22 protein-coding genes are annotated in these 24,729 nt (G+C 72.3%); 13 read left to right on the top strand and 9 right to left on the bottom strand.

What is annotated here, in order from left to right; all coding sequences use genetic code 11:
- Positions 1 to 18 precede the first annotated feature (18 nt).
- From UIS43_RS06590 to UIS43_RS06575, 4 genes are all read right to left on the bottom strand, one after another.
- Entirely contained in the window at positions 19 to 1,230 is a 1,212-nt protein-coding gene (locus tag UIS43_RS06590; protein WP_370012759.1) for an alpha/beta hydrolase family protein, read from the bottom strand.
- Positions 1,231 to 1,562: 332 nt separating this feature from the next.
- Positions 1,563 to 2,204, bottom strand: coding sequence for an LUD domain-containing protein (locus UIS43_RS06585; protein WP_094803532.1), 642 nt, complete (start codon positions 2,202 to 2,204; stop codon positions 1,563 to 1,565).
- On the bottom strand, positions 2,201 to 3,628 hold the full coding sequence (locus UIS43_RS06580; RefSeq protein WP_013153619.1) for a lactate utilization protein B: 1,428 nt from the start codon (positions 3,626 to 3,628) through the stop codon (positions 2,201 to 2,203). Before UIS43_RS06580 ends, UIS43_RS06585 begins: the two co-directional genes overlap by 4 nt.
- Before the next feature lie 199 nt (positions 3,629 to 3,827).
- Positions 3,828 to 4,640 carry a (Fe-S)-binding protein gene (locus UIS43_RS06575; RefSeq protein ID WP_358454614.1) on the bottom strand — a complete coding sequence of 271 codons (813 nt, stop codon included), beginning with the start codon at positions 4,638 to 4,640 and terminating at the stop codon, positions 3,828 to 3,830.
- Positions 4,641 to 4,959: 319 nt separating this feature from the next.
- Here UIS43_RS06575 and UIS43_RS06570 point away from each other — a divergent pair, with 319 nt between their 5' ends.
- Positions 4,960 to 5,667 carry a FadR/GntR family transcriptional regulator gene (locus UIS43_RS06570; RefSeq protein ID WP_071622276.1) on the top strand — a complete coding sequence of 236 codons (708 nt, stop codon included), beginning with the start codon at positions 4,960 to 4,962 and terminating at the stop codon, positions 5,665 to 5,667.
- Between the two features lie 128 nt (positions 5,668 to 5,795).
- Here the strand turns inward: UIS43_RS06570 and UIS43_RS06565 are convergent, their stop codons facing one another.
- Positions 5,796 to 6,134, bottom strand: coding sequence for a hypothetical protein (locus tag UIS43_RS06565; protein WP_358169291.1), 339 nt, complete (start codon positions 6,132 to 6,134; stop codon positions 5,796 to 5,798).
- Between the two features lie 162 nt (positions 6,135 to 6,296).
- Between UIS43_RS06565 and UIS43_RS06560 the strand changes: the two genes are divergently transcribed.
- The 7 genes from UIS43_RS06560 to UIS43_RS06530 all read left to right on the top strand — a co-directional run bounded on the left by UIS43_RS06560 (position 6,297) and on the right by UIS43_RS06530 (position 17,167).
- Positions 6,297 to 7,145: an ion transporter gene (locus UIS43_RS06560; RefSeq protein WP_071622274.1), complete on the top strand. Its 849-nt coding sequence runs from the start codon at positions 6,297 to 6,299 to the stop codon at positions 7,143 to 7,145.
- A gap of 185 nt (positions 7,146 to 7,330) precedes the next feature.
- Positions 7,331 to 9,037, top strand: coding sequence for a glucose-6-phosphate isomerase (pgi, locus tag UIS43_RS06555; protein WP_358169289.1), 1,707 nt, complete (start codon positions 7,331 to 7,333; stop codon positions 9,035 to 9,037).
- Between the two features lie 469 nt (positions 9,038 to 9,506).
- Complete coding sequence (locus tag UIS43_RS06550) at positions 9,507 to 11,198, top strand: ABC-F family ATP-binding cassette domain-containing protein (protein ID WP_071622272.1); 1,692 nt, start codon at positions 9,507 to 9,509, stop codon at positions 11,196 to 11,198.
- A gap of 234 nt (positions 11,199 to 11,432) precedes the next feature.
- Complete coding sequence (locus UIS43_RS06545; protein WP_013153612.1) at positions 11,433 to 12,458, top strand: ABC transporter permease; 1,026 nt, start codon at positions 11,433 to 11,435, stop codon at positions 12,456 to 12,458.
- 70 nt (positions 12,459 to 12,528) lie between these two features.
- The gene (locus UIS43_RS06540; protein WP_071622271.1) at positions 12,529 to 14,340 is read left to right on the top strand and encodes an ABC transporter substrate-binding protein; all 1,812 of its coding nucleotides are present in this window, start codon (positions 12,529 to 12,531) and stop codon (positions 14,338 to 14,340) included.
- Between the two features lie 414 nt (positions 14,341 to 14,754).
- Positions 14,755 to 16,113 (top strand): PP2C family protein-serine/threonine phosphatase, encoded by a 1,359-nt coding sequence (locus UIS43_RS06535; protein WP_370012757.1) that lies wholly within the window; start codon positions 14,755 to 14,757, stop codon positions 16,111 to 16,113.
- Positions 16,103 to 17,167, top strand: a complete 1,065-nt coding sequence (locus UIS43_RS06530; protein ID WP_370012756.1) for a B12-binding domain-containing protein — start codon at positions 16,103 to 16,105, stop codon at positions 17,165 to 17,167. Before UIS43_RS06535 ends, UIS43_RS06530 begins: the two co-directional genes overlap by 11 nt.
- A 74-nt stretch (positions 17,168 to 17,241) precedes the next feature.
- Here UIS43_RS06530 and UIS43_RS06525 read toward each other — a convergent pair whose 3' ends face one another.
- Positions 17,242 to 17,454, bottom strand: a complete 213-nt coding sequence (locus UIS43_RS06525; RefSeq protein WP_013153608.1) for a helix-turn-helix domain-containing protein — start codon at positions 17,452 to 17,454, stop codon at positions 17,242 to 17,244.
- 194 nt (positions 17,455 to 17,648) lie between these two features.
- Positions 17,649 to 18,101 (bottom strand): ATP-binding protein, encoded by a 453-nt coding sequence (locus UIS43_RS06520; RefSeq protein WP_358454628.1) that lies wholly within the window; start codon positions 18,099 to 18,101, stop codon positions 17,649 to 17,651.
- 305 nt (positions 18,102 to 18,406) lie between these two features.
- Here UIS43_RS06520 and UIS43_RS06515 point away from each other — a divergent pair, with 305 nt between their 5' ends.
- From UIS43_RS06515 to UIS43_RS06495, 5 genes are all read left to right on the top strand, one after another.
- Positions 18,407 to 19,222, top strand: a complete 816-nt coding sequence (locus UIS43_RS06515; protein ID WP_117199230.1) for a helix-turn-helix transcriptional regulator — start codon at positions 18,407 to 18,409, stop codon at positions 19,220 to 19,222.
- A complete protein-coding gene (locus tag UIS43_RS06510) occupies positions 19,209 to 19,388 on the top strand; it encodes a DUF397 domain-containing protein (protein ID WP_013153605.1) in 180 nt (59 codons plus the stop codon). Before UIS43_RS06515 ends, UIS43_RS06510 begins: the two co-directional genes overlap by 14 nt.
- 3 nt (positions 19,389 to 19,391) lie before the next feature.
- The gene (locus tag UIS43_RS06505) at positions 19,392 to 19,565 is read left to right on the top strand and encodes a DUF397 domain-containing protein (protein WP_013153604.1); all 174 of its coding nucleotides are present in this window, start codon (positions 19,392 to 19,394) and stop codon (positions 19,563 to 19,565) included.
- A gap of 499 nt (positions 19,566 to 20,064) precedes the next feature.
- Complete coding sequence (locus tag UIS43_RS06500; RefSeq protein ID WP_013153603.1) at positions 20,065 to 21,078, top strand: ABC transporter permease; 1,014 nt, start codon at positions 20,065 to 20,067, stop codon at positions 21,076 to 21,078.
- Positions 21,079 to 21,151: 73 nt separating this feature from the next.
- A complete protein-coding gene (locus UIS43_RS06495; protein WP_358454637.1) occupies positions 21,152 to 22,957 on the top strand; it encodes an ABC transporter ATP-binding protein in 1,806 nt (601 codons plus the stop codon).
- A 58-nt stretch (positions 22,958 to 23,015) separates the two neighbouring features.
- On the opposite strand, the gene UIS43_RS06490 is transcribed toward UIS43_RS06495, so the two are convergent.
- Together UIS43_RS06490 and UIS43_RS06485 are read right to left on the bottom strand one after the other, a co-directional pair.
- Positions 23,016 to 23,801: a sporulation protein gene (locus tag UIS43_RS06490; protein WP_370012753.1), complete on the bottom strand. Its 786-nt coding sequence runs from the start codon at positions 23,799 to 23,801 to the stop codon at positions 23,016 to 23,018.
- A 289-nt stretch (positions 23,802 to 24,090) separates the two neighbouring features.
- Positions 24,091 to 24,702, bottom strand: a complete 612-nt coding sequence (locus UIS43_RS06485; RefSeq protein WP_370012752.1) for a TetR/AcrR family transcriptional regulator — start codon at positions 24,700 to 24,702, stop codon at positions 24,091 to 24,093.
- Between the last annotated feature and the right edge of the window lie 27 nt (positions 24,703 to 24,729).

The raw sequence follows: 24,729 nt of genomic DNA, 5'->3' as shown, positions 1-24,729 counted from the left end.
CGGCCCGCCCCGCGTCGGCTACCCCTCGTCGGGGTCGACCACGACCAGTTCGGGGTGGAAGGCCCCGGGGTCCTCCAGCAGGGGCTGGTCCCCGCCGCGCAGGTGGTGGTCGAAGAACGCCAGGCTGTAGGTGCGCACCAGCTCCAGGCCGCGCTCGACGCCGACGTCGCCGTACAGGTTCCGCCACTGCTCGGGGGTGAAGAGCTCGGTCAGGCCGAGCTGCTCCACCAGCACGCCGCGGTCGATGCTGTTGGAGTGCCCCGAGCCCTCCATGCGGATCCACTGCCGCCAGCCCTCCAGGCGCGGCCACATCTGCTCGACGCCGTCCCAGGAGTTGCCCTGGCCGTTCTCGATCAGCGCCAGCGGCTTGTCCAGCCCCTCCTCCACCGCGGGCGGGTAGTAGGGGCCGTCCAGGTTGATCCCGGCGTCCACCCGCTCCTCGGCCCGCAGCGTCTCGGCGGTGGCCGTGCCGCCCCAGGAGTGCCCGGCCATCCCGATCCGGGAGGCGTCGATGACCCGCGACCACCGCCACGCGGGGTCGGGGCCGGTGAGCCGGTCCAGGAGGAAGGAGACGTCCTCGGCCCGGTTGGTCGAACCCAGGGCCCACTCGCCGCTCTGGCACCCGGTGCACTCGGTGATCAGCCCGTCGGGGAACTCCACGGGCGCGGCCTCGTGGGCGTGGTCCACCCCGGCCACCACGAAGCCGTGGCTGGCCAGGTCCTCGGCCAGCGAGGACAGCTCGATCCGGTTGTGCCCCGCGCCGGGGGACAGGACCACCAGCGGGAACCCGTCGCGGGTGCGCGCGGGAGGCACGTCCAGGCGGGAGGAGGTGCGCACCCCGCTGTGCATGAGGTCGGCGGGCAGGTCCAGCCCCAGCCCCGCGATCATGGCCGCGGACTCGGCCTCGGTCATGTACGGCGCTGGCCGGCCCGAGTCCGCACGCGCCGGGTACCACAGGGTGACCATCAGCTGGCGGGGCCCGCCCACCCACACGTCCTCGCGCTCCCCGTCCACCAGGTGCAGGGTCGTCCTGCCCACCGGGTGGTCCCCGGTGGGCTCGGGCAGGGCGGCCCGGAGGGCGTCGGCGGGGGCGCTGGAGGGGTCGGTGTCGGCCGCGGCCGTTCCGGACGCGGCCAGGGAGAGCGGCAGCGCCAGCGCGGCGGCCGCGGCGAGCGCGGTACCGGACCGGAGCGCGCGCGAGGAGGGGGAGGGGTGCGGTGAAGGGGGCATGGTGTCCCGTCGTTCGGTGCCGTCGTGGTCACCGCCCACGCTAGGAAGGGCGGCCCGCCCGGCGCCATCGGGACCTCCACCCCCCCTCCCCGGGGGTGTCCCGGAGGAGGGGGGTGGGGACAGCCCTACCCCGTGGCGTCCCACCAGCGGGTTCGGGGCTTCGGACCCACCGGGCCACGGTCTCGCCTGCCGCCCGGTCCCGGACGACCGGGTTCGGGAAGCCGATTCCGCCGGAGCGCGCTCGCGTCCCCGGGGACGGCCCTCCTCACCGGATCCGGGGCCGCGTCCACCGGACCACGCCTTCGCCCGCGTGGCCGCCCCCGTCACCGGGTTCAGAGCGCCGGGTCCACCAGCAGCACCTCCAGCGTGCGCGGGCCGTGCACCCCCTCCACCCGGTTCAGCTCGATGTCGCTGGTCGCCGAGGGGCCGCTGATCCAGGTGAGCGGGCGCGACGGGTCCAGGAGCCGGACCGCCTGCGGCACCCCGTCCACCACCTGCTCGGCGCGCACCACGCACAGGTGGTAGTCCGGCACCAGGGTGACGGCCCGGCGCCCCTGGCCCGGCCCGCCGTCCAGGACGATCGTGCCGGTCTCGGCGACGGCCACCGCGCAGCCGGTGACCACGCCGTCCACGCCGGTGAGGTCGGCGACCGCCAGCGGCTCCTCACGCGAGTCGGCCAGCCGCTCGACGCGGGCGTGCGTGAACCACTCCGGCGGCGCGTCCGCGGGGACGACCACCCGCCGCGCCCCCCGGCGCTCCAGCGCGGCGGCCACCTCGGCGGCCACGCGGTCGGCGCCCACCCGGCGCACCAGCGCGCGGTAGTCCAGCAGGCGGTCCTCCAGCACCTCCAACGAGGGGCCCGCGTCGTGGCTGTCGGCGTAGCCGCGCCCCGGCTCCCGCACCGGCGACTCGTCGGCGGGCACGTCGGCCAGCGCCCTCCTGACCCTGGCCAGGATCCGCTCGCGGCTGCTCATCGGCCCTCCCCCTCGCGCCTGTCCCACCACTGGCGGAAGGACTCGGCCGGGACGTCGGGCACGTCCCTGGTGTCGGTCCAGGCCCCCGCTAGGCCCGGCAGGTGGCGCGGGACCGCGCGGCGCCCCAGCCCCGCCGCCCGCTGGACCGCGCCCAGCGTCCGCGGGGAGGACAGCACCGCCTCGGCGCCCGCCATGAGCGCCTTCTCCCCCGCGTGCCCGGAGCGCTCCACGACCTCCTCGCGCAGGTGCACCAGCACCTCGGGGATGTCGATGGCCACCGGGCACACCTCGTAGCAGGCCCCGCACAGCGAGGACGCGTAGGGCAGCGCCTCGTCCACCGGCGAGGACATCCCCCGCAGCTGCGGGGTGAGGATCGCGCCGATCGGGCCCGGGTAGACCGAACCGTAGGAGTGCCCGCCGGTGCGCTCGTAGACCGGGCAGGTGTTCAGGCACGCCGAGCAGCGGATGCAGCGCAGCGCCTGGCGGCCCACGGTGTCGGCCAGCACGTCGGTGCGGCCGTTGTCCAGCAGCACCAGGTGGAACTCCTGGGGGCCGTCGCCCGGCGTCACCCCGGTCCAGGTGGAGGTGTAGGGGTTCATCCGCTCGCCGGTGGAGGAACGCGGCAGCAACTGGAGGAACACCTCCAGGTCCGACCAGGTCGGCACGATCTTCTCGATGCCGACCACGGAGATCAGCGTCCGGGGCAGGGTCAGGCACATGCGCCCGTTGCCCTCCGACTCCAGCACCACGAGCGTGCCGCTGTCGGCCACCGCGAAGTTGGCCCCCGAGATCGCGGTGCGGGTGCGCAGGAAGCGTTCGCGCAGGTGCACGCGGGCCGCCTCGGCCAGCGCCCGGGGGTCGTCGGTCAGGCCCCGGGGCGCGGGCACGCCCCACTCGGCCATCTGCTCCAGGAAGATCTCGCGGATCTGGGCGCGGCCCAGGTGGATGGCGGGCACCAGGATGTGCGAGGGCAGGTCCTCGCCCAGCTGCACGATCAGCTCGGCCAGGTCGGTCTCGTAGGCGGTGATCCCGGCGGCGGCGAGGGCGTCGTTGAGTTCGATCTCCTGGGTGGCCATCGACTTGACCTTGACCACGTCGGTCTCGCCGGTGTCCCGGACCAGCCGGGTGACGATCTCGTTGGCCTCGGCCGCGTCGGAGGCCCAGTGCACCCGTCCGCCCGCCCGGTGGACGGACTCCTCCAGCTGTTCCAGGTAGTGGTCCAGGTGGCGCAGGGTGTGCTCCTTGACCGCGGCGCCCTCCGCCCGCAGGCGCTGCCAGTCCTCGTGCAGCTCGTCGACGACGGAGGCGCGCTTGTCGCGGATGGTGTGCGTGGCCCTGCGCAGGTTGTGCCGCAGGCGGGCGTCGTTGACCGCGCCCGCGGCGGCCTCGGGAAAGGGCGGGATGCCCAGGAACGTCGCGCTCATCGGTATGCGCCCTCCTCGTCTCTTTGGACCTCCGCTTCGCTTCGGCCCACCCGTCGCCCGCCATCGCCCGTCGGGGACGCTGCGCGTCGGGACGGGCTACCGCCCTCAACGAACGCCTGCGGCGCGGTGTCTTCCTTGTTCGGGCGCCCGGAGAACGGGAACCTTCGGTGCCTTCGGCGTATTCGCTCGTGCCCGCCCGTCACCCGCCACCGCCCCAATCGACGCCTGCGGCGCAGTTCTTCCCACGGGAATCCGCCTCCGCCCCCTCCAGAACCCCGTGGGCGCCCTCCTTCTCGGTGCTGGCCAGGATCTCGGCCAGGTGCGCCACCCTCATCCCCGACCGCTGCCGGGACAGGGTGCCGCCGATGTGCATCAGGCAGGAGTTGTCCACCGCGCACAGCACCTCGGCGCCGGTCTCCACGGCGTGGCGGGCCTTGTCCGCGCCCATGGCCGAGGACACGTCGCCGTTCTTGACCGCGAAGGTGCCGCCGAAGCCGCAGCACTCGGTGGCCCCGGGCAGCTCCACCAGCTCCAGGCCGCGCACGGCGCGCAGCAGCTGGTAGGGGCGGTCGCCCAGGCCGAGCATGCGCAGCCCGTGGCAGGTGGGGTGGTAGGCCACCTTGTGCGGGTAGTAGGCGCCCACGTCCGTCACGCCGAGCACGTCCACCAGGAACTCGGTGAGGTCGTACACGCGCGGGGCGAGGTCGGCCACCTTGCGCGACAGGCGGCTCCCGCTCGCGCCCAGCCGCGGGTAGTTGTCGCGGACCATGGCCGCGCAGGAGGCGGAGGGGACCACGACGGCGTCGGCGCCCTCGAAGGTGCGCACGAAGCGCACGGCCAGACGGCTCGCCGAGCGCCGGTAGCCGGTGTTGTAGTGCATCTGCCCGCAGCAGGTCTGGCCCTCGGGGAAGACCACCTCGTGCCCCAGGCGCTCCAGGAGGCGCACGACCGCCCGTCCGGTGCCGGGGAACAGTGTGTCGTTGACGCAGGTGATGAACAGCGCGATCCGCATGTGCCTCCTTCGTGCCCCGCCGACCGGCGCGCGCGTGCGGACCCGCCGGGTCGGCCCACGCGGTGCGCTGCCATGGCGGAACTGCTCGCCACGAGCCTGGGGTGGTCGGACCACTTTCGCACGCCGGGAGGCATCTGGGCAAGAAAGGGAGCGAAAAGGGTGATGCGGGGCGAGGGGATGGAAAATTGGTATGATCTCTTGGCGGCGTTGGTGGCGCGGGTCACGTGCACACCCAGCCCTGCTCCCGCCCCCGCCCCCGTCCCGGCCCCGTCGGGCCGACGGACGACCCGGGCCACCGCGCAGACTGGAGGGATCTTCCGTGAGCGACCCCGACGCCGGGCGCACCACCGTCACCCGGCGCGCCGCCGACCGGATCAAGGCGATGATCGCCGACGGGCGGGTCGGACCGGGGGAGCGCCTGCCCACCGAACGCGACCTGTCCGCGCAGCTCGGGGTGTCCCGCAGCTCCATGCGCGAGGCCATCCGCTCCCTGACCACGCTCGGCGTCCTGGAGTCCCGCCACGGCGCGGGCGTCTACGTCACCGCGCTGCGCCCCGCCGACCTGCTGGAGACCTTCTCCGTCCTGGCCGAGGTCTCCCAGGGGCACACCCTCCTGGAGGTCCTCCAGGTGCGGCGCATGCTCGAACCCGCCGCCACCGCCCTGGCCGCCGCGCGCGCCAGCGACGAGGACCTCGACCGCATCGGCGCCCTGCTGGAGCGGATCGAGGGCGGGGACGACACCTCCGGCGCCGACACCGTCGCCGCCGACCTGGGCTTCCACCAGGCCATCGTGGCCAGCACCGGCAACGCCACCCTGGCCGCGGTCAACGACGGCCTGTCCTCGCGCACCTTCCACGCCCGCGTGTGGGCGGGGCACCGGGAGGCCGGGCTCACCGCCAAGCTGCGCGAGGACCACCTGCGCATCCACGAGGCCCTGGTGGCACGCGACCCCGACGCCGCCCGGGCCGCCGCGACCGTGCACGTCCTGCGCGTGGAGCGCTGGCTCAGCGCGGACCTGGGCGACTGAGCGTCACCGCTTCGCCGCGCCTCCCCGTTCCGCCGAGCCGACACGCCTCGGGCTCAGCCGGACCGCCGGGCTGCCGCGCCGCCGTTCCGCCGCGCCTCCCCGTTCCGCCGTGCCGACGCCCCCTCGGCTCAGCCGGACCGCCTGCCGCGGTCGCGGACCCTGTCGGCGAACTCCTCGGCCCGCAGCAGCCGCGCCAGGTCCTCGCGCCGGGCGGTCGGCGGGCGCTCCCCGGCGGCCTCGGGCGCCTGCTCGGGGATCTCCTGGCCCAGCTCCGCGTCGATGCCCAGGACGTCGTGGTCCTCGATCTCCTCGATCCGGTGGCCCTCCGGGAAGTACCGCAGGAAGTCGGCCACCGCGGAGTCCTGGTCCGCGGCCCCCACGTCCGTGTCCGCGTCCACGTCGTCGTCGTAGCCGGGGTCCCAGGCCCCCGTGTCGAACTCGTCGAAGCCCTCGGTTGACTCTGTCACCGGCGTCCCCCTCACGCTCGGTTCCCCACTCCGATCATGCCCGCTCCGACCGGAGGACGCCAGGGGCTGATGCGAGGGGAGAGGCGGGTGTGAAACCGGGCGAGGTGACGCACGGTAGGCTTCTGCCGCGCTGTCCGATATGTGAACGGAGCCCCCTCTGTCGTGCGCGAGCGCGTTCGAGTCATCGTCGACGCCCCCTGGTTCCAGGCCTGCGTCATCACCCTCATCCTCGTCAACGCCGTCATCCTCGGCGCGGAGACCTCACCCCGGGTGACGGACTCCTACGGCCGCCTCCTGCGCGCCGTCGACCTGACCATCCTCGCCCTGTTCGTCCTGGAACTGGGGATGAGGATGTACGCCCACCGGCGGGAGTTCTTCCGCGACCCCTGGAGCTGGTTCGACCTGGTGATCGTCGGCATCGCGCTGCTGCCCGCCTCCGGCCCCTTCTCGGTGCTGCGGGTCCTGCGCGTGCTGCGGGTGCTGCGCCTGCTGTCGGTGATCCCGACCCTGCGCCACGTCGTCACCGGCCTGTTCCGGGCCCTGCCCGGCATGATGTCCATCCTGTTCCTGGTGGTACTGCTGCTGTACGTGTCGGCGGTCATGGCCACCGAACTCTTCGCCGACGTCTCGCCGCAGTACTTCGCCGACCTGCCCGCGTCGCTGTTCACCCTGTTCCAGATCGCCACCGCGGACGGCTGGGGCACCATCGCCAAGGACGTGATGGAGCACAAGCCGATGGCGTGGGTGTTCTTCGTGGTCTTCGTGCTGGTGTCCACGCTGGTGGCGCTCAACCTGTTCATCGCCGTGGCCGTGGAGGCCCTGGAGAAGGACGACGAGGAGAGCGGCGGCGGTGGCGGGGGCGGCGGCGCCGCGGGCCGGAGGGGCGGGGGCCCCGACGACGGCGGCCCCGACGGGGGACAGGCCGTGATCCTGGCCGAGCTGCGGGCGCTGCGCGCGGAGGTGGCCGTGCTGCGGCGGGAGCGCGAGGAGGAGGCCAGCGGCCTGCGCTGAGCGGCGCGCCGGAACCGGTTCCGCGCCGCGCGCGAAAGTCCGCGACCGGGCCTGTGGACAACCCCCGCGGGGCCGGTCTTTCGTGGGAGGCTTGTCGTCGGAAGCACAGCCGCGCACCGCGGGCGGCGCGCGGACCGAGCACCCGCGCCGTGCCGCCGGAGCGCCGACCGACGAGGAGCCGCCGGATGTCTGCCAGTACACCTCTCCCGCGCGCTGAGGACACCGGAGAACGCGCCCGCCCGGGCGTTCCCCTGGACCAGCGGGACGAGTGGACCGCGCTGCGCGAGCACCACGGGCGGTGGGGTTCCACCGACCTGCGCGAGCTGTTCGCCGACGATCCCGGCCGGGCCGAACGGTACACGCTCGACGTCGGCGACCTGCACGTGGACTACTCCAAGAACCTCGTCACCGACGAGACCCTGCGCCTGCTCGCCGACCTGGCCGGGGCCACCCGGGTCGCCGACCTGCGCGACGCCATGCTGGGCGGCGAGCACGTCAACCTCACCGAGGACCGCGCCGTCCTGCACACCGCCCTGCGCGCGCCGCGCGGGCAGGTGATCAGCACCGACGGCCGCGACGTCGTCCCCGAGGTCCAGGAGGTCCTGGACCGGATGGCGGAGTTCGCCGACCGGGTCCGCGCCCGGGAGTGGCTCGGCCACACCGGTCAGCCGGTGCGCCGGATCGTCAACATCGGCATCGGCGGCTCCGACCTGGGGCCCGCCATGGCCTACGAGGCGCTGCGCCCCTACACCGACCGCGGACTGGAGTTCCGGTTCGTCTCCAACGTGGACGGCACCGACCTGCACGAGGCGCTGGTGGACGCCGACCCGGCCACGACGCTGTTCGTGGTCGCCTCCAAGACCTTCACCACGGTCGAGACCATCACCAACGCCACCGAGGCCCGCACCTGGCTGCTGGACGGGCTGGGCCTCAAGGGCGACGACGACGGCGCCATCGCCAGGCACTTCGCCGCCGTCTCCACCAACGGCGAGGAGGTGGCGAAGTTCGGCATCGACACCCGCAACATGTTCGGGTTCTGGGACTGGGTGGGCGGCCGCTACTCCTACGACTCCGCCATCGGCCTGTCCCTGATGGTGGCGGTGGGCCCCGAGCGGTTCCGGGAGATGCTCGCCGGGTTCCACCTGATGGACACCCACTTCGCGACGGCCCCCGTGGAGCGCAACCTGCCCTTCCTGCTGGGCCTGCTCGGCGTGTGGTACGGCAACTTCCACGACGCCCGGACCCACGCGGTGCTGCCCTACAGCCACCACATGTCCAAGTTCCCCGCCTACCTCCAGCAGCTCGACATGGAGTCCAACGGCAAGTCGGTGCAGCGCGACGGGCGCCCCGTCCACTGGCAGACCGGTCCGGTGGTGTGGGGCACCCCGGGCACCAACGGCCAGCACGCCTACTTCCAGCTGCTGCACCAGGGCACCCGGTTCGTGCCCGCCGACCTCCTCGGCTTCGCCAACCCGGCCCCCGACCTGCCCGAGCACCTGGTGCCCCAGCACGACCTGCTCATGGCCAACCTGTTCGCCCAGGGGCAGGCGCTGGCCTTCGGCCGCACCGCGGAGGAGGTCGCCGCCGAGGGCGTGTCCGCCGACCTGGTCCCGCACCGGACCTTCGAGGGCAACCGGCCCACGACGACCATCCTCGCCGACCGGCTCAGCCCGTCGGTGCTCGGGCAGCTGGTCGCCCTCTACGAGCACAAGGTGTTCGTCCAGGGCGCGGTGTGGAACATCAACTCCTTCGACCAGTGGGGTGTGCAGCTGGGCAAGGTGCTGGCCAAGCGGGTCGAGCCCGCCCTCACCGAGGGTGCCGACGTGCCCGGTCTGGACGCCTCCACCACCTCCCTGGTGCGGCGCTACCGTTCCATGCGCGGCAGGGACTGACCACGGCGGGGGGTGCGACCGGCGGGCCCTGCCGGTCGCACCCCCCGGGCCGACCACACGCTGATGCGGCCGGTGAGCCGATGCCGGGGAGTACCCGGCCCGGCCCCCCGACGGCCGACCCTCCCGAGGTGCCAGGGGGAGGGGTGGGAGAACCCCTCCAGGTGCGCGGCGCCGCGCGGCGAAGCCGGTCAGCGCACCTGACCGGACACCCGCGTAATTCCGTTGCCCGCGCCGCCCCGGCGGGTTAGCCTGGGCGCAACATGCGCATGTGACATCGAGACCGACGACCGCCGAGCGCGCGGGGCTCGCCCACCGTGGCTGGAGCCGGATCCCCGCTCGGCGTGTACTGGCACTGTCCCCGGTGCGGTCTCGATGTCGACGACCTCCGTGTCGTCCCCGGACCGCGCCGCGCAGGCGCACCGGTCCCGCGCATCGAGGCCCACCCCGAAACGAAGGGTGGACCACCCCTATGACCCTCGGCAACACGACCGGCGCCGCCTCCGCATCGCACACCGCCCAGACCGGCCCGCCCCTGCTGCGCGCCCGCGACCTCGCCAGGGCCTACGGCGACCACGTGGTGTTCGACGGCGTGGACCTCGACGTCGCCCCCGGCCAGCGGCTCGGCCTGGTGGGGGAGAACGGCTCGGGCAAGTCCACCCTCCTTCGGCTGCTGGCCGGGGAGGAGGAACCCGACGCCGGGCGGGTGGAACGCCCCGCCGACACCGGATTCCTGTACCAGGAGCTGCCCCACGCCCCGGACACGACCCTGGCCCGGGTGATCGCCGAGGCCCTGGAACCGGCCCGGCGGGTGGAGCGGCGGCTGACCGCGAGCGCGGCCGCGCTGGACGGCGCGCCCGAGGACGCCGAAGCCCTGCGGGAGTACTCCGAGGCCCTGGCCGAGGCCGAACTGCTGGAGGTGTGGGACGCCGAGCGCCGGGCCGAACTGGTGGTCGCGGGACTGGGCCTGGACGGCATCGGTCCGGACCGGCCGGTGGGGCGGATGTCGGGCGGCCAGCGCGGACGCCTGGGCCTGGCGGCCCTGCTCATCCGCCGCCCGCGCGCCCTGCTGCTGGACGAGCCCACCAACCACCTCGACGACCAGGCGCTGGAGTTCCTGGAGGGGTACCTGCGCGGCCTGCCGGGAGTGGTGGTGCTGGCCAGCCACGACCGGGTGTTCCTGGACGCGGTGTGCACCGGCCTGCTCGACCTGGACCCGGCCGTGGACGGTCCCGTCTACTACGGCGGTGCCTACTCCTTCTACCTCAGGGAGAAACAGCTGGAGCGCGAACGCTGGGAGCAGCGCTACCGCGACGAGCAGGACGCCCTCAAGGGCCTGCGCGAGTCGGTGCGCACCACGTCCCGGCAGGTCTCGCACAACCGCGCCCCGAGGGACAACGACAAGATGGGCTACGACTTCCTGGGCGGGCGCGTGGACAAGCAGGTCTCGCGCCGGGTGCGCAACGCCCGGAACAGGCTGGAGGAGTTGGAGCGCGACCAGGTGCGCAAACCGCCCAGGCCGCTGGAGTTCAGCGCCTCGCTGACCCGCGACCCGGGCACGGCCGACGGCCACGCGATCACCGTGCGCGACCTGGTCGTGCCGGGCCGGCTGCGCCTGGACCGCCTGGACGTGCCCTCGGACGGGCGCCTGCTGGTCACCGGGCCCAACGGCGCGGGCAAGTCCACGCTGCTGTACGCCCTGGGGCACCGGCTGCGTCCGGAGTCGGGCCAGGTGCTGTGGCGGCGCGGGGCGGCGGTCGCCCTGCTGGAACAGGACGTGGTCTTCCCCGATCCCGAGCGGACCCCGCGTTCGCTCTATGACGGGCTGAACGGAACCCTGCCCGGCGCTCCCCGCCTGACCGACCTGGGCCTGGTCGCACCGCGCGACCTGGACCGGCCGGTGGGCAGGCTCAGCGTGGGGCAACGGCGACGCCTGGCACTGGCGATGCTGGTGGGACACGCCCCTGACGTGCTGCTGCTGGACGAGCCGACCAACCACCTGTCCCTGGCACTGGCCGAGGAGCTGGAGGAGGCGCTGGGCACCGCGCCCGGCGCGGTGGTGGTGGCCTCGCACGACCGGTGGCTGCGCCGCAACTGGGCCTGGTCGGAGCTGCGGCTGGCCGACGGCGCCGTGGCCGGGCAGGACACGGCCGGACCCGTGTAGCCCTTCCCCGGAGTGGCCGCCGAGGAGGGCGCCGCCGACCCCCGTCGGCCCCTCCTGCCGCTCCCGGGCCGCCCGCTCCGCGCGCGGCCCGGGAGCGGCGGACCGCTCCGGTCAAGACCGCGCCCGACGCCGCGCGGGGACACCGGCGCGGAGGCTGGAAACCCCCGCGCCACTCGTGCAAACTCTTCGTGTTCCCATAGCTACGAAAAGTCATGTCAACTGGCAGGGGTGCACATGTCCGTGCCGATGGACGCGCCCGAGTCCTCCCAGCACGCCGACCCCGAGGCGGCGGCCGCCGGAGGACGCGGGTCGGCGAACAGGTCCCTGCGCCAGATCGCCTGGCGGCGCTTCCGCAGGGACCGCCTCGGCATGGCCGGGGGCGTCGTCGTCATCCTGCTCATCCTGGTCGCGGTCTTCGCGCCCCTGCTCACCTCCTGGTTCGGCTACCCGCCCAACCAGTTCAACCAGGAGCTGATCGACCCGCTCACCGGCGGCGTCCTGCGCGACCCCGCCGACCCCTCCCTGGGGCTCGACCCCTGGGGCGGTATCAGCGCCGACCACCTGCTCGGCGTGGAACCCGTCAACGGGCGCGACCTGTTCAGCCGCATCGTCCACGGCGCCCGCACCTCCCTGCTGGTCGCCACGGTCGCCACCCTGGTCTGCGTGGTCATCGGCACCGTCCTGGGCATGGTCGCCGGGTACTTCGGCGGCTGGGTCGACACCGTCATCAGCCGGGCCATGGACATCTTCCTGGCCTTCCCGCTGCTGCTCTTCGCCATCGCCCTGGTCGGCGTCATCCCCGACGGCTCCTTCGGCCTGAGCGGCAACGGCCTGCGCATCGGCGTGCTGGTCTTCATCATCGGGTTCTTCAACTGGCCCTACATCGGCCGCATCGTGCGCGGACAGACCCTGACCCTCCGGGAGCGCGAGTTCGTGGAGGCCTCCCGCAGCCTCGGCGCGGGCAGCGCCCACATCGTCTTCCGCGAGATCCTGCCCAACCTCGTCACGCCGATCCTGGTCTACTCCACGCTGCTCATCCCCACCAACATCCTGTTCGAGGCGGCCCTGAGCTTCCTGGGCGTGGGCATCAACCCGCCCATGGCCACCTGGGGCGGCATGCTCGACAACGCCCTGCGCTTCTACACCGTCGCACCGCACTTCGTGCTCATCCCGGGGCTGGCCATCTTCGTCACCGTCCTGGCCTTCAACCTCTTCGGCGACGGGCTGCGCGACGCCTTCGACCCCCGCTCCTCCGACTGACGGGCCGCACCCGTCGCGTGTCCCGGGCCGGGCACCGGCCCCCGCCAGCCAATCCGACCAGGAGGCAAGCTTGACCACCGACCACCACACAGGCGCGGCGCCCTCGCGGCGCCGCGGACGCCGCCGGACGACCGCGACCCTGGCCGCGGGCACGGCCGCGGCGCTGCTGCTGGCCGCCTGCGGGGGCGCGGACGGAGGCGGGGGCGAAGGCGGCCCGGTCGACGCCGAGTTCAACCAGGGCGAGACCGAGGTGGTCAACCCCTCCGACCAGACCGGCGGCACCCTGCGCTACGCCATCTCCTCGGACTTCGACTCACCCGACCCCGGCAACACCTACTACGCGTTCGGCTGGAACTTCAGCCGCTACTACGCGCGCACCCTGCTCACCTACGTCGGGGCGCCCGGCGCGGAGGGCACCGAACTCCAGCCCGACCTGGCCGCGGAGATGCCCCGGCCCAACGAGGACCTCACCGAGTGGACGGTGCCCATCAAGCAGGGGCTGCGCTACGAGGACGGCTCCGAGATCACCGCGCCCGACATCGAGTACGCCATCGCGCGCAGCAACTTCGGCGCCCAGGCCCTGCCCAACGGCCCCAAGTACTTCCAGGACCTGCTGGCCGACAGCGACGACTACGAGGGCCCCTACGCCGACGAGGACGACCCGCTGGCCGGGTTCGACGGGATCGAGACCCCCGACGACCACACCCTGGTCTTCCACCTCAAGGACCCCTTCGCGGAGTTCCCGTACCTGCTCATCCAGCCGCAGACCGCGCCGGTCCCGCCCGAGGCCGACCGCGGTGAGCAGTACCAGAGCCGCGTCGTCTCCTCCGGGCCCTACAAGTTCGACGGCGAGTACCGGCCCGGCGTCTCCCTGAACCTGGTGCGCAACGACCAGTGGGACCCCGCCACCGACCCGACCCGCGAGGCGCTGCCGGACCGGGTCGAGGTGCAGCTGGGAGTGGACCAGAACGAGATCGACCAGCGCCTGGCCAGCGGCGACCTGGACGTGGACCTGGCCGGGGCCGGGGTGGGACCCGCCATGCGGGGCACCCTGCTCACCGACGAGGCGCGCAAGAACAGCGTGGACAACCCGCAGAGCAACACGCTGCGCTACGTCAACATCAGCACCGTCCTGGAACCCCTGGACGACCTGGCCTGCCGTGAGGCGGTCATGTACGCGGCCGACCGCGACGCCCTCCAGCGGGCCTGGGGCGGCGACACCGGCGGCGACATCGCCACCCAGATCATGCCCGCGTCGCTGCCGGGGGCCGATCCCGGCATCGACCTGTACCCCTCACAGGACAACCAGGGCGACCTGGACAAGGCCCGGCAGAAGCTGGAGGAGTGCGGCGAGCCCGACGGGTTCTCCACCTCCATCGGCGTCCGGGCCGACCGGCCCTCCGAGGTGAGCACCGCCGAGGCGCTCCAGCAGGCCCTGGCCAGGGTGGGCATCGAGACGCGGATCAAGCAGTACCCCTCGGACACCTACACCAACACCCAGGCCGGGTCGCCGTCCTTCGTGGAGGACAACGACCTGGGCCTGACCGTGTACGGGTGGGCCCCGGACTGGGCGAGCGGCTACGGCTTCATGAGCAAGATCCTGGACGGCGACGCCATCCAGGACGCGGGCAACGCCAACATCTCGGAGCTGGACGACGAGCGGATCAACGGCTGGTTCGACGAGGTCATCACCGTGCGGGACCCCGAGGAGCGCGCCTCGATCTACACCCGGATCGACCGGCGGGCGATGGAGCAGGCGGCGATCCTGCCCGCGGTGTTCGAGCGCACGGTGCTCTACCGGCCGCCGAACCTGACCAACGTGTACTACCACTCGGGCTACTCCATGTACGACTACATGGCGCTCGGCACCACCCGGGAGTGAGGAACAGCGGGTAGGGCCCCGTGCGGTGCGGGTCGGCAGGCGTCTTCTCCCCTCACCGGGGCAGGTCAGGGGCGGGACCGGGGGCCTGCCGACCCCGCCGGAGCCGGACCGGCGTCGGGGCTGTGGGCCCGCACGATAACACACGGCACTGAAATTTTGTCGGACGGCAACTTTCGCTTCCCGGACCGTGTGTCCGCAGAGTATGGCGGGTAGCGTGGCATACCGGGCGTCGTCTCCCCGCTGCCGGTAGCCCTTGCACCCCCCTGCGCGCTCTCTGCGCCAGCGGTGGAACGACGCTCTGCGGCACCCGCCCACGACCACGCGCGCACCGCGCGTACGTGAACGTGCTCGGTGGAGCCGCCCGCACGGCCCGGCACGGGCCGTGCGCCGCGACGCGTGGGGAGTGGAACACCAGTGCTTGCTTCGGGGACCAGCGACCGCGCTCCGCTGGAGGGCGACGGGGCCGGGCCGGTCGGCGGACGACGGGCCGGTGCGCTCCCGGCGCCCGCCGCGGTCGCCAGACTCCGCCGCGCCGCCCGCGAGCTGGGCAACATCCTGCACCCGGTCCGCCTCGTGGAGCAGGCGGTGCGCTTCCCGGTACCGGAGGCGGCCCAGATGTGCGCGCTCTTCCTCACCCAGCCCGACGGCTCGGTGCGCTGGACCGCGGCGTTCACCTCCGAGGGCGGCCGCCGCCGCGTCGGAACCGGTGAGGGCGTCTGGGACCGCGGCACGGTGGACGGCGCCGCCTGGCTGAACGAGGTCGTGGACGGGGCGCGCACGGTGGCCGAGCCCACCCCCGGCGACCCCGTCGAGAAGCTCCTCCTGGAACTGGCCGGGTACGGCGGCGCGCGGGGCGCGCTGTGCGCCGTGGCCGTCCCCGGCCTGTCCGGAACCGCGGGAGCGCTGCTGTTCCACCGCGTCCGGGGGTACTTCGACGCGGCGGACACCGAGGCGCTCACCGAGTACGCCGAGCGCGTGGGCTCGGCCCTGGGCGCCGCCCGCATGTACCAGTACCAGGCCCGCACCGCCTCCACCCTCAAGGCCGCGCTGGTCCCCGCACCCCTGCCCGGCGTCGCGCACGCCGTGCTGGGCGCGGCCTTCCGCTCCGCCGTCGAGGCCGAGCGCATCGGCGGCGACTTCTACCAGGTCAACGAGCTGGAGGAGGGCTTCGACTTCTCCTTCGGGGACGTGTGCGGCAAGGGCAACGACGCCGCCCTCCTGACCGGGATGATCCGCCAGTCCCTGGAGGCGCTGCGGCTGGTCGAACAGGATCCCCGGCGGCTACTGGAGCTGCTCAACGTCCTGCTGCTGCGCACCGATCCCGAGAAGTTCAGCACCATGCTCCTCGGACTCGCCAGCCCCCTGCCCGACGGCGGGCTGCGCGTCCGCGCCGCCGGGGGAGGCCATCCGCCCCCGCTCGTCGTGGGCGTGGACGGCACTGTCCGGGAGGTCTCCATCGGGGGCCTGTTCGTGGGCGCGGTGGAGGAGGCCGTCTTCCGGGAGACGGAGTTCACCCTGGCCCCCGGCGAGACGATGGTCGTCTTCAGCGACGGGGTCACCGAGGCGCGCAACCCCCTGCTGGGCGGGGAGATGCTCGGCGAGGAACGCCTGGCCCGGCTGCTCTCCGAGTGCGGGGGCATGCCCGCCCCGGCCGTCTCGGACCGGATCGTCCAGGTGGTCGGGGACTGGCTCGACGGAGGGGAGCACGACGACATCACGGTGCTCACCGTGCAGGCCCGCGCCGTCCGGGGAGGTGTCGCCGGTGACCGCTGACCACGACGTCCTGCCGGACGCGGTCGTGCCCGTGTCGCCCGCCGTCGTCGCCGACGACTTCTTCGCGCGCGTACGCGACCTCGACGACGCGGGGGCCCTGGCCGTGGTGCGGGAGGCGCTGGCGGCCGGAGTCGACCACGAGTCACTGGTCCTGGACGTGATCGCGGTGTCCCAGATGCGCGTGGGCATGATGTGGCAGGCCAACGAACTCTCGGTGGCCCGGGAGCACGCCGCCACCCACATCGGTGAACTCGCCCTGGGCCTGGTCCTCGAACACGGCCTGGCGCGTGTGGCCGGGGAACACCCCCTGGGTTCGGTGGTGGTGGCCTGCGTCGAGGGGGAGTGGCACGGCCTGCCCGCGCGGCTGCTGGGGGACGTGCTGCGCCTGCGCGGCTGGAGGGTCACCTTCCTCGGGGCGAGCGTGCCAGCCCACCACCTGACCCTGCACCTTCAGGAGACCGCGCCCGACGTGGTGGCGCTGAGCTGTTCCCTGCCCTCGCACCTGGTCAACGCCCACGCCATGATCACCGCCGCCGCGCGCACCGGGGTGCCCGTCATCGCCGGGGGGCGCGGCTTCGGGCCGGACTCCTCCCTCGCGCTCCGGCTGGGCGCGAGCCTGTGGGCGGCCGACGCCCGCTCCGCCGCCGATCTGTTGGAGCGGCGCATGCCGTTGTCGTCCCTGCGGCCCAGGGAGGAGGCGCTGACCCCGGCCGCCGAGTACGCGAGCCTGGTGCAGCGCCGCCGCGACCTGGTGCGGACCGGTGTGGAGCACGCGCGGGCCCTCTACGAGGCCCGGGGCGCCAGCCTGGAGGGCGCGGACCTGGACCGGACGGTCGAGGATTTGGGGCACATCACGGACTTCCTCTTGACGTCGCTGTACGTGGGCGACGGTGCGGTCTTCACCCGTTTCCTGGCGTGGACCCGCGGTGTGCTGGAGGTGCGCGGGGTTCCGGCGGTGGGGGTGGCTCGCGTGCTGGAACTCCTCGAAGGGGAGTTGTTCGACTACCCCGAGACGTGCGCGGCGCTGCGCGCGGGGCGGGCCGTGCTCGGCTGAGGTGCCCGCCTGGGCGGGGCGGGCGCCCTTCGCCGCCGTACTAGCGCCACCAGGGTCACCAGTGCCGTACCAGCTCAGGGGGAGGTCGGGGGGTCGGGCTGGTTGAGGAGGGTGGCGATGTGTTCTTTGGGGTAGCGGCGTGCTCCGCCGGGGGTGCGGAAGGGTTTGAGGACGTTGTCCCATTCGCCTCGGTGGAGGCTGCGGGGGCGGATGTTGAACAGGGCAGCGACTTCGCTGGGTGTGAGGACGTCGGGGCGGCCGTCGAGGAGGTAGCTGTAGTCGGGCATGAGGGGCTTTCCGTGTTCGATGTTCTTGCTCTGTGCTCTGTGCTCTGTGGTTGGTGGGGTGGCCCCGCCCTCCCGGGGAAGGGGAGGGCGGGGCTTCGGGCCGGTGCCTTCCGCATCGGCCCGTCCGCGCCAGCCCGGGGGACAGGTGGGTGATGCGGAGCATGGGGCGCTGAGCGCTCACGGGGACGCGCGGGTCACCAGGGGAAGACGGCGCGGACCGTGATCGCGCCGCAGGAGTGCTGCTTCCAGTCCCAGTAAGAGCACAGCGCCTCGACCAGGCGTAGACCGTTGCCACTGGGGCGCAGGGGTTCGGCCGCAGGCACGGCCGGGAAGCTGGGTTCGTCGCCGGGGCGGGGGCCGTTGTCGGTGACGCGGAGTTCGAGGCGGCGCGGGGTGCGCTCGATCTCGACGCGGATGGTGCCGCCGGGAAGTCCGGAGGCCGAGTGACGCAGCGCGTTCGTGACCACTTCCGATACGGCGATGCCGACGGGTTCGGCCAGGCTGGGGCGGGAGCGGGTGGCTTGGGCGGCCCAGCGGCGGGCGATCCTGACGTGGCCGAGTTCGGGGCCGAGCAGGATGCCTGATTTGGTGGCGGTTCCGCACAGTCGGCGTGGAAGCGGGATGGGCGGAACGGTAGACTTTTGCATGTTTCACCTCGGCTGTCTCGGGGTGGGGCACTTGGCCTCGGCGGTCGCTCTCCACTTCGACCGCCGGGGCTTTTTTGTGCCTGGTTGTAGGGCTTTCCCGTCCGCATGTGGGTACGGGACGGCGCTGCCGCCCCGCTAAGGGGCGGGAGTGCGGGGCCGATCTTGCCGACCTCGTGACGACAAGATCCCACGCCGCAGTAGCGTTTTGAAGGCTAGAAAATGTTCTGGCCAGTGCCGAATACTTCGACGCAAGTTCTGACTACTTCTCGTAGACTTCGGACTACCATCTTTGGTTACATGGGGTAATGGAAGTTGAACGGAACCCCTCGGATGTCCGGTTTGGTCATGCCCTCATGCGTGCTCGTAAGCGGGCAGGCGTCCAACAGGACGGCCTTGCACGCCATCTCAACTGCACACCCGGACATATCTCCCATATAGAGAACGGCCGCCGAAAGCTGAACGAATCGAAGGTCGTTGACCTGGACGAGTTCCTAGGGGCCAAGGGGCGGCTGGTCCGTACCTATGAGGAGGTCTACCAACCGGAGCACGTCGACTGGATCGGTGAGTTCCGGCAGATGCAAGCTGAAGCGGAGGTGATCCGTGAATATCAGAACAGCTTGGTTCCTGGTACGATCCAGCATCCCGAGTACGCGGCGGCCACCATTGCCGCAGGCGCTCCGTGGCTGTCACCTGCCGAGGCAGAGGAACGGCTTCGCGAGCGAATGGACTGGGGGAAAGAAGTTCTCCGTCCAGGCGGGCCGCAATACCACGCTGTGCTCGATGACATCACGGTAGTTCGGGCGATTGGTCCTAGTCAGATGATGGTCAATCAGATTGACCGGATTATCGAACTGGCCGAAAGCGGACGAATCATGGTCCAGTTGCACGGCTGGGACCAGTACCCACACGCCGGACTTGATGGTCCGTTCTCGCTGCTAACGTCCTCGGCAGCACCTGAGCTTGTGCACGTGGAGTCGGTCTACCGTGGCCAGAACACGGATGACCTGAGGGACGTGCGCCGGTTCGGGATGCTGTTCAGTAGATTACAGGCGACCGCGAGGTCGCCGCTGGAGTCCGTGAAGTTCCTCAAGGAGATGAGGGAAAGATATGGCCAACCGTAAGGGCGAGTGGCACAAGTCCAAATATAGTTCGGGTGGGCAGAACTGTGTTGAGGCCCGGGAGTCTGCGGAGGGTGCGGACATCCGTGACACCCAGAACCGGGAGCTGGGCCACCTCACGGTGTCCGCGCTGGAGTGGACTGCTGTTCTCGCTGTCACGAAGGGGTGAGCTGTGAGGTCTGACTGGCACAAGTCCTCATACAGCAATGCTGCGGAAAACTGTGTCGAGGTCCGAGAGGGTGCCGAGACGCTGGTTCGGGACACGCAGAACCGGCACGCAGGACACCTTGAGTTCCAGGCCCAAGAGTGGGGTGCCCTGCTCAAGGCGGTGCGCGGCCTCTTGTAACCGCGCACGAAACCGACCCCGCCCAGACGCATTGGGCGGGGTCGGTTTCGTGCTGACACGGGGCGAGGCTATCCCGCAGCGTCGGCTGTGCCCATAGGCCGAAGGACCCCTGCCGGGGCGTCCGCCCACAGCCGAGTTCCCTCCTGGTCCACGGTCACGCCGAGCCGGTCACGGCCCGGCTTCCCATACCGCGTCCACTCCTCCCACGCGGCGCTGATCTCCGACCACAGGTCCCGGGGCCCGGACCGCTTCGTGGTGTAGGAGCCACCAGTCGGAACGTATTCTCCGAGCGCCCACGACCCGTCCGGGGCAGTGCATCAGTCAAGGGCGGAAGGTGACCGACTCGGTCGATCCGTGATCCCCAGCGCCACGGAAGGCGTGCTCCGGGCGATTGAACGCGACCAGATGACCACACTGAGTTACTGTCTGCTTGCGGGCGGGTACCGTTCGCGGACCCGTCCCGCCCCCGTCCCGGCCCCGACGACAGAGAGCACGCGCGTTGCTGACCTACATCCTGCGCCGCCTGGGCGCCGGACTCCTGCTCCTGGCCGTGGTCACCATGGTCACCTTCGCCATCTTCTACGTGGTGCCCCGGTGGGCGGGGCGCACCGTCGAACAGCTGGCGACGATGTACGTGGGCCGCGCCCCCACCCCCGAGGCCATTCAGGCCACCATCGACCGCCTGGGCCTGGACCGGCCCGTCGTCGTGCAGTTCGGGGAGTTCGTCCGGGGCCTCTTCCTGGGCGCGGAGTACCGCTTCGGCAACGACACGATCGAGTGCGCGGCACCGTGCCTGGGCTACTCCTTCCAGACCTACCAGGAGGTCTTCCCCGAGATCGTGGCGCGGCTGCCGGTCACAGCCTCACTGGCCCTCGGCGCGGGGGTGATCTGGCTGGTGGGCGGAATCCTGGTCGGCGTGGTCTCCGCGGTGTGGAAGGGCAGCCTGTTCGACCGGCTGGCGATGGCCGTCGCCCTGGCGGGGGTGTCGCTGCCGATCTTCTTCACCGGTCTGCTGGCCCTGGCCTTCCTCGTGCACGCCTGGGGGCTGTTCGGCACCCCGGGCTACGTCCCCTTCAGCGAGGACCCCTCCAGGTGGGCGCAGGGACTGCTGCTGCCGTGGCTGACGCTGGCCTTCCTGCACGCGGCCATGTACGCCCGCCAGACGCGCGCGGGCATGTTGGAGACCCTGGGCGAGGACTACATCCGCACCGCCCGCGCCAAGGGACTGAGTGAGCGCCGCGTGGTGCTCAAGCACGCGCTGCGCCCCACGCTCACGCCCATCGTGACCATCTTCGGCCTGGACCTGGGGCTCGTGCTGGGCGGCGCGGTCCTGACCGAGCAGGTCTTCTCCCTGAACGGGATCGGCCGGTACGCGGTCACCGCCATCATGCAGAGCGACCTGCCGGTGATCTTGGGCGTGACGCTGTTCGGCGCGTTCTTCATCGTGCTCTGCAACCTGGTGGTGGACCTGCTGTACCCGCTGATCGACCCGCGCGTACGCATCCACGGATAACCGTGCCGGGCGCACGCGCGGGCGGAACACGATCCGGGCCGCCGCGCCCGGGGAACGGAAAGGAAGGGGTCGTGTGAGCGAGTCCGCGGCGTCGGGGCCGGTCGTGCGGGTGGAGGACCTGCGGGTGGTGTTCCCGACCATGGACGGCGACGTCCGTGCGGTGGACGGTCTGTCCTTCGCCGTGCCCGTCGGGGGAGCGCTGGGCATCGTGGGCGAGTCGGGTTCGGGCAAGAGCGTGACCTCGCTGGCCCTCATGGGCCTGCACCGGGGCAGCCGGGCGCGGATCACCGGGGAGGTCGAGGTGGCGGGCACCGACGTGGTCGGCGCCCCGGACAAGAGGCTGCGGCGGATGCGCGGCAACGATATCGCCATGGTCTTCCAGGACCCGATGCAGTCGCTGCACCCCCAGTTCACCGTCGGCAACCAGCTGGTGGAGGCGCTGCGCGTGCACCGGTCCGGGGTGTCGCGGTCCCTGGCCCGCGAGCGCGCGGTGGAGTCGCTGGAGCGGGTGGGCATCCCCGAGCCCGCCAAGCGGGTCAACTCCTACCCGCACGAGTTCTCCGGCGGTATGCGCCAGCGCGTGCTGATCGCGATGGGGCTGATGTGCGAGCCCAAGGTGCTGCTGGCCGACGAGCCCACCACCGCCCTGGACGTGACGGTGCAGGCGCAGATCCTGGACCTGCTGGACGAGCTGCGCCGCGACCTGGGCATGGCGCTGATCCTGGTCTCGCACGACCTGGCGGTGGTGGCGGGTTCGGTGGACGAGGTCGTGGTCATGCGCCACGGCGTCGCGGTCGAGCGCGGCGACGTGCGCGAGGTGCTGTCCGCACCTCGGCACGCCTACACCCGCGGGCTCCTGGACGCGGTGCCGCGCGTGGAGGTCTCCCGGGCCCATCGGCGGGCGCGCGACCGGGCCGAGCGCGGCCAGCGGCAGGACCAGGAGAAGCGCCGCAGGTCGGGATCGGCCGCGGCGGGCGAGGCGGGGCGCAAGGGGCCGGACGAGGTCTTCCGGCCCTTCATCCCCGAGCCGAAGGAGGAGCGGGGCGAGCCCCTGCTGCGGGTGGAGGATCTGGCGCAGCGGTTCAGGGTGCGCGGCGGTATGTGGGGTCGGGCCACGGACTTCTGGGCGGTCAAGGGGGTCTCCTTCGACCTGCACCGTGGTGAGACGCTGGGGATCGTGGGGGAGTCGGGGTCGGGTAAGTCGACGCTGTCGCGGATGGTGATGCGTCTGCTGGAGCCCACGCGGGGCCGGGTGGAGTTCGAGGGCCGCGACATCACCCACATGCCCGAGCGGGCGTTGCGTCCGTTGCGCCGGGACGTGCAGATGGTCTTCCAGAACCCCTACTCCTCGCTCAATCCGCGGGTGACGGTGGGGGATGCGATCGGGACCGCGTTGCGGGTGCAGGGGGAGAGGGACGGCAAGAAGGTGCGCCGTCAGGTGCAGGAGTTGTTGGAGCGGGTGGGGTTGGAGCCGGGTCACTACAACCGGTTCCCGCACGCGTTCTCGGGTGGTCAGCGTCAGCGGATCGCGATCGCGCGGGCGTTGATCCTCAAGCCGAAGCTGATCATCTGTGATGAGCCGGTGTCGGCGTTGGACGTGTCCACGCAGGACCAGGTGTTGCGGTTGTTGTCGGAGTTGCAGGACGACTTCGGGTTGACCTATATCTTCGTGGCCCATGATCTGGCGGTGGTGCGTCAGGTGAGTGACCGGGTCGCGGTGATGCGTGCGGGTGAGGTGGTGGAGATGGGTGACAGCGACGCGGTGTACGAGAACCCCGCCAGCGACTACACCCGCCAACTGCTCAACGCGGCGCCCGTGCTGGACCCCGACCAGGCCCGCGAACTGCGCGCGGAGCGCGCCCGCCAGCGGACCGGGTGAACCGCGCGCCGACGGCGCCGCGGGTCCCGGGGACGCCCGTCCCCGGGACCCGCAGGGATCAGAACATGCTGCGCTTGCCCGCCAGCGAGTCGATCCACTGGTGCAGGTGGCCCGACCAGTCGCGCCCGGCGCCCTCGTTGTGGTCGACGCTGAAGCGGTGGAAGGTGTCACGGCTCTCCGAGAAGAGCAGACCCGGCTTCTTGTCCAGCTCCAGCACCACGTCCATGCCGCGCTCGTCGGTGACCAGCGACAGCTCCAGCTCGTTCAGGCCCCGGTAGCGGCTGGGCGAGAAGAACTCGATCTCCTGGTAGAAGGGCAGCTGCTGGCGGGTGCGCAGGATGCGGCCCTGCTCCAGGTCGGCCTGCTTGAAGGAGAAGCCGAGGGAGGCCAGCGAGTCCAGCACGGCCAGCTGCGAGGGGAGCGGCTCCACGGCCACCGGGTCCAGGTCGCCCGGGTCGACCGCGCCCGCCACGTGCAGGCGCGTGTTCACACCGACGTTCATGCGGTGCAGGTGGCGGCCCCGGTGGACGGTGACGGGGGTCTCCCAGGGCACGAAGAGCTCGAAGGGCACCTCGAAGCGCTGGCCGGGGGCCAGGGTCACGCCGCCGCCGATCTGGACGCGGTGGAACTCCAGGTCGCGGGTGCTCTCGTGGTCGCCGCTCTCGACCTCGACCCGGGCCTGGAGGCCGACGGTGAGCCGCTCGACCTGCTGCTCGACGTTGCCGCCCTCGATGACGACGGTGCCCCGCAGGGTGCCGCCCGGGGTGGCCACGGGGGAGTGCAGGGTGGTTTCCACCGAGGCCCCGCCGAATCCGATACCGGCGAGCAGGCGCTTGAGAACCATGGATGACCTTTCTGTACCGCCCCGCGTCGGGAGGAGGGGCGGGGTCGGGGGCTGTCTTCTGGTAACGACGCCGGGAGAGCGCGCTCGGTTCCCCGACGAAGGTCCCCGTTTCGGGCGCCGGGGCGCGGGAGCCGGGCGCATCGGCCGTCCCCGCCCGCTCCGGTCCGGGGCGGGGCGGGCGGGTCGGCGGAGGCCGATCACGCCGGGGCCCGCCCGCCCGGGCACGGCTCAGGATCGACCCGCGCAGGCCCTCGAAGGCGCCCCGCCGCCCACCCCGCCCGGGCGCGGCTCAGGCGGTGAGCCCGCGCAGCAGGGCGCGCAGCCCGTGGTGGAAGCGCGCCCGGGACTCGGCGGCGTCGGGCGCGTCCTCCTCGTCCTGGTGGCGGACCTGGTGCACGACCGCGCCCACGCAGTAGGAGTGCAGGGCGTCGGCGGCGCGCTCCAGGTCCTCGCCGTCCAGGCCCGCCTCGGTGAGGGCGTCGTGGACCAGGGCGCGGGTGGCGTCGCTGCTGGGCGTGCGCGGGGCGCGGTGCACCAGCAGGGAGAGCGCCCCGGAGAACTCCAGCAGCCGCTCCCGGTAGGCCTCGGCCCACTCGGTGAGGCGCACGTCCCAGGGCCGGGTGTCCTCCTCGGGCTCCTTCGCCCCCTCCGCGTCTTCCGACGCCTCCCCGTCGTCGAGGGGGACGGTGCCGGTGGCCGCGGGGGAGGTGACGTAGGCGGCGATGGCGTTGAACAACTGCTCCTTGCCCAGGGGGAAGTGGTGGTAGATGGCCATGGCCTCCACCTCCAGCGCGTCGCCCAGGCGGCGCATGGACAGGCCGCCGAGTCCGCGGCCAGCGATGATGTGGAGCGCTTCGAGGATGATGCGCTCGCGGCTGAGTCCGGCGTAGTTCCTGCTCACGGTGGTCCTTTCGGGGGTGTGCGCCGT

Source organism: Nocardiopsis sp. LDBS0036 (assembly GCF_041228755.1).
In the GTDB taxonomy this organism is placed as follows: Bacteria; Actinomycetota; Actinomycetes; order Streptosporangiales; family Streptosporangiaceae; genus Nocardiopsis; species Nocardiopsis dassonvillei.
This window is presented reverse-complemented; position numbering and strand designations above follow the sequence as displayed.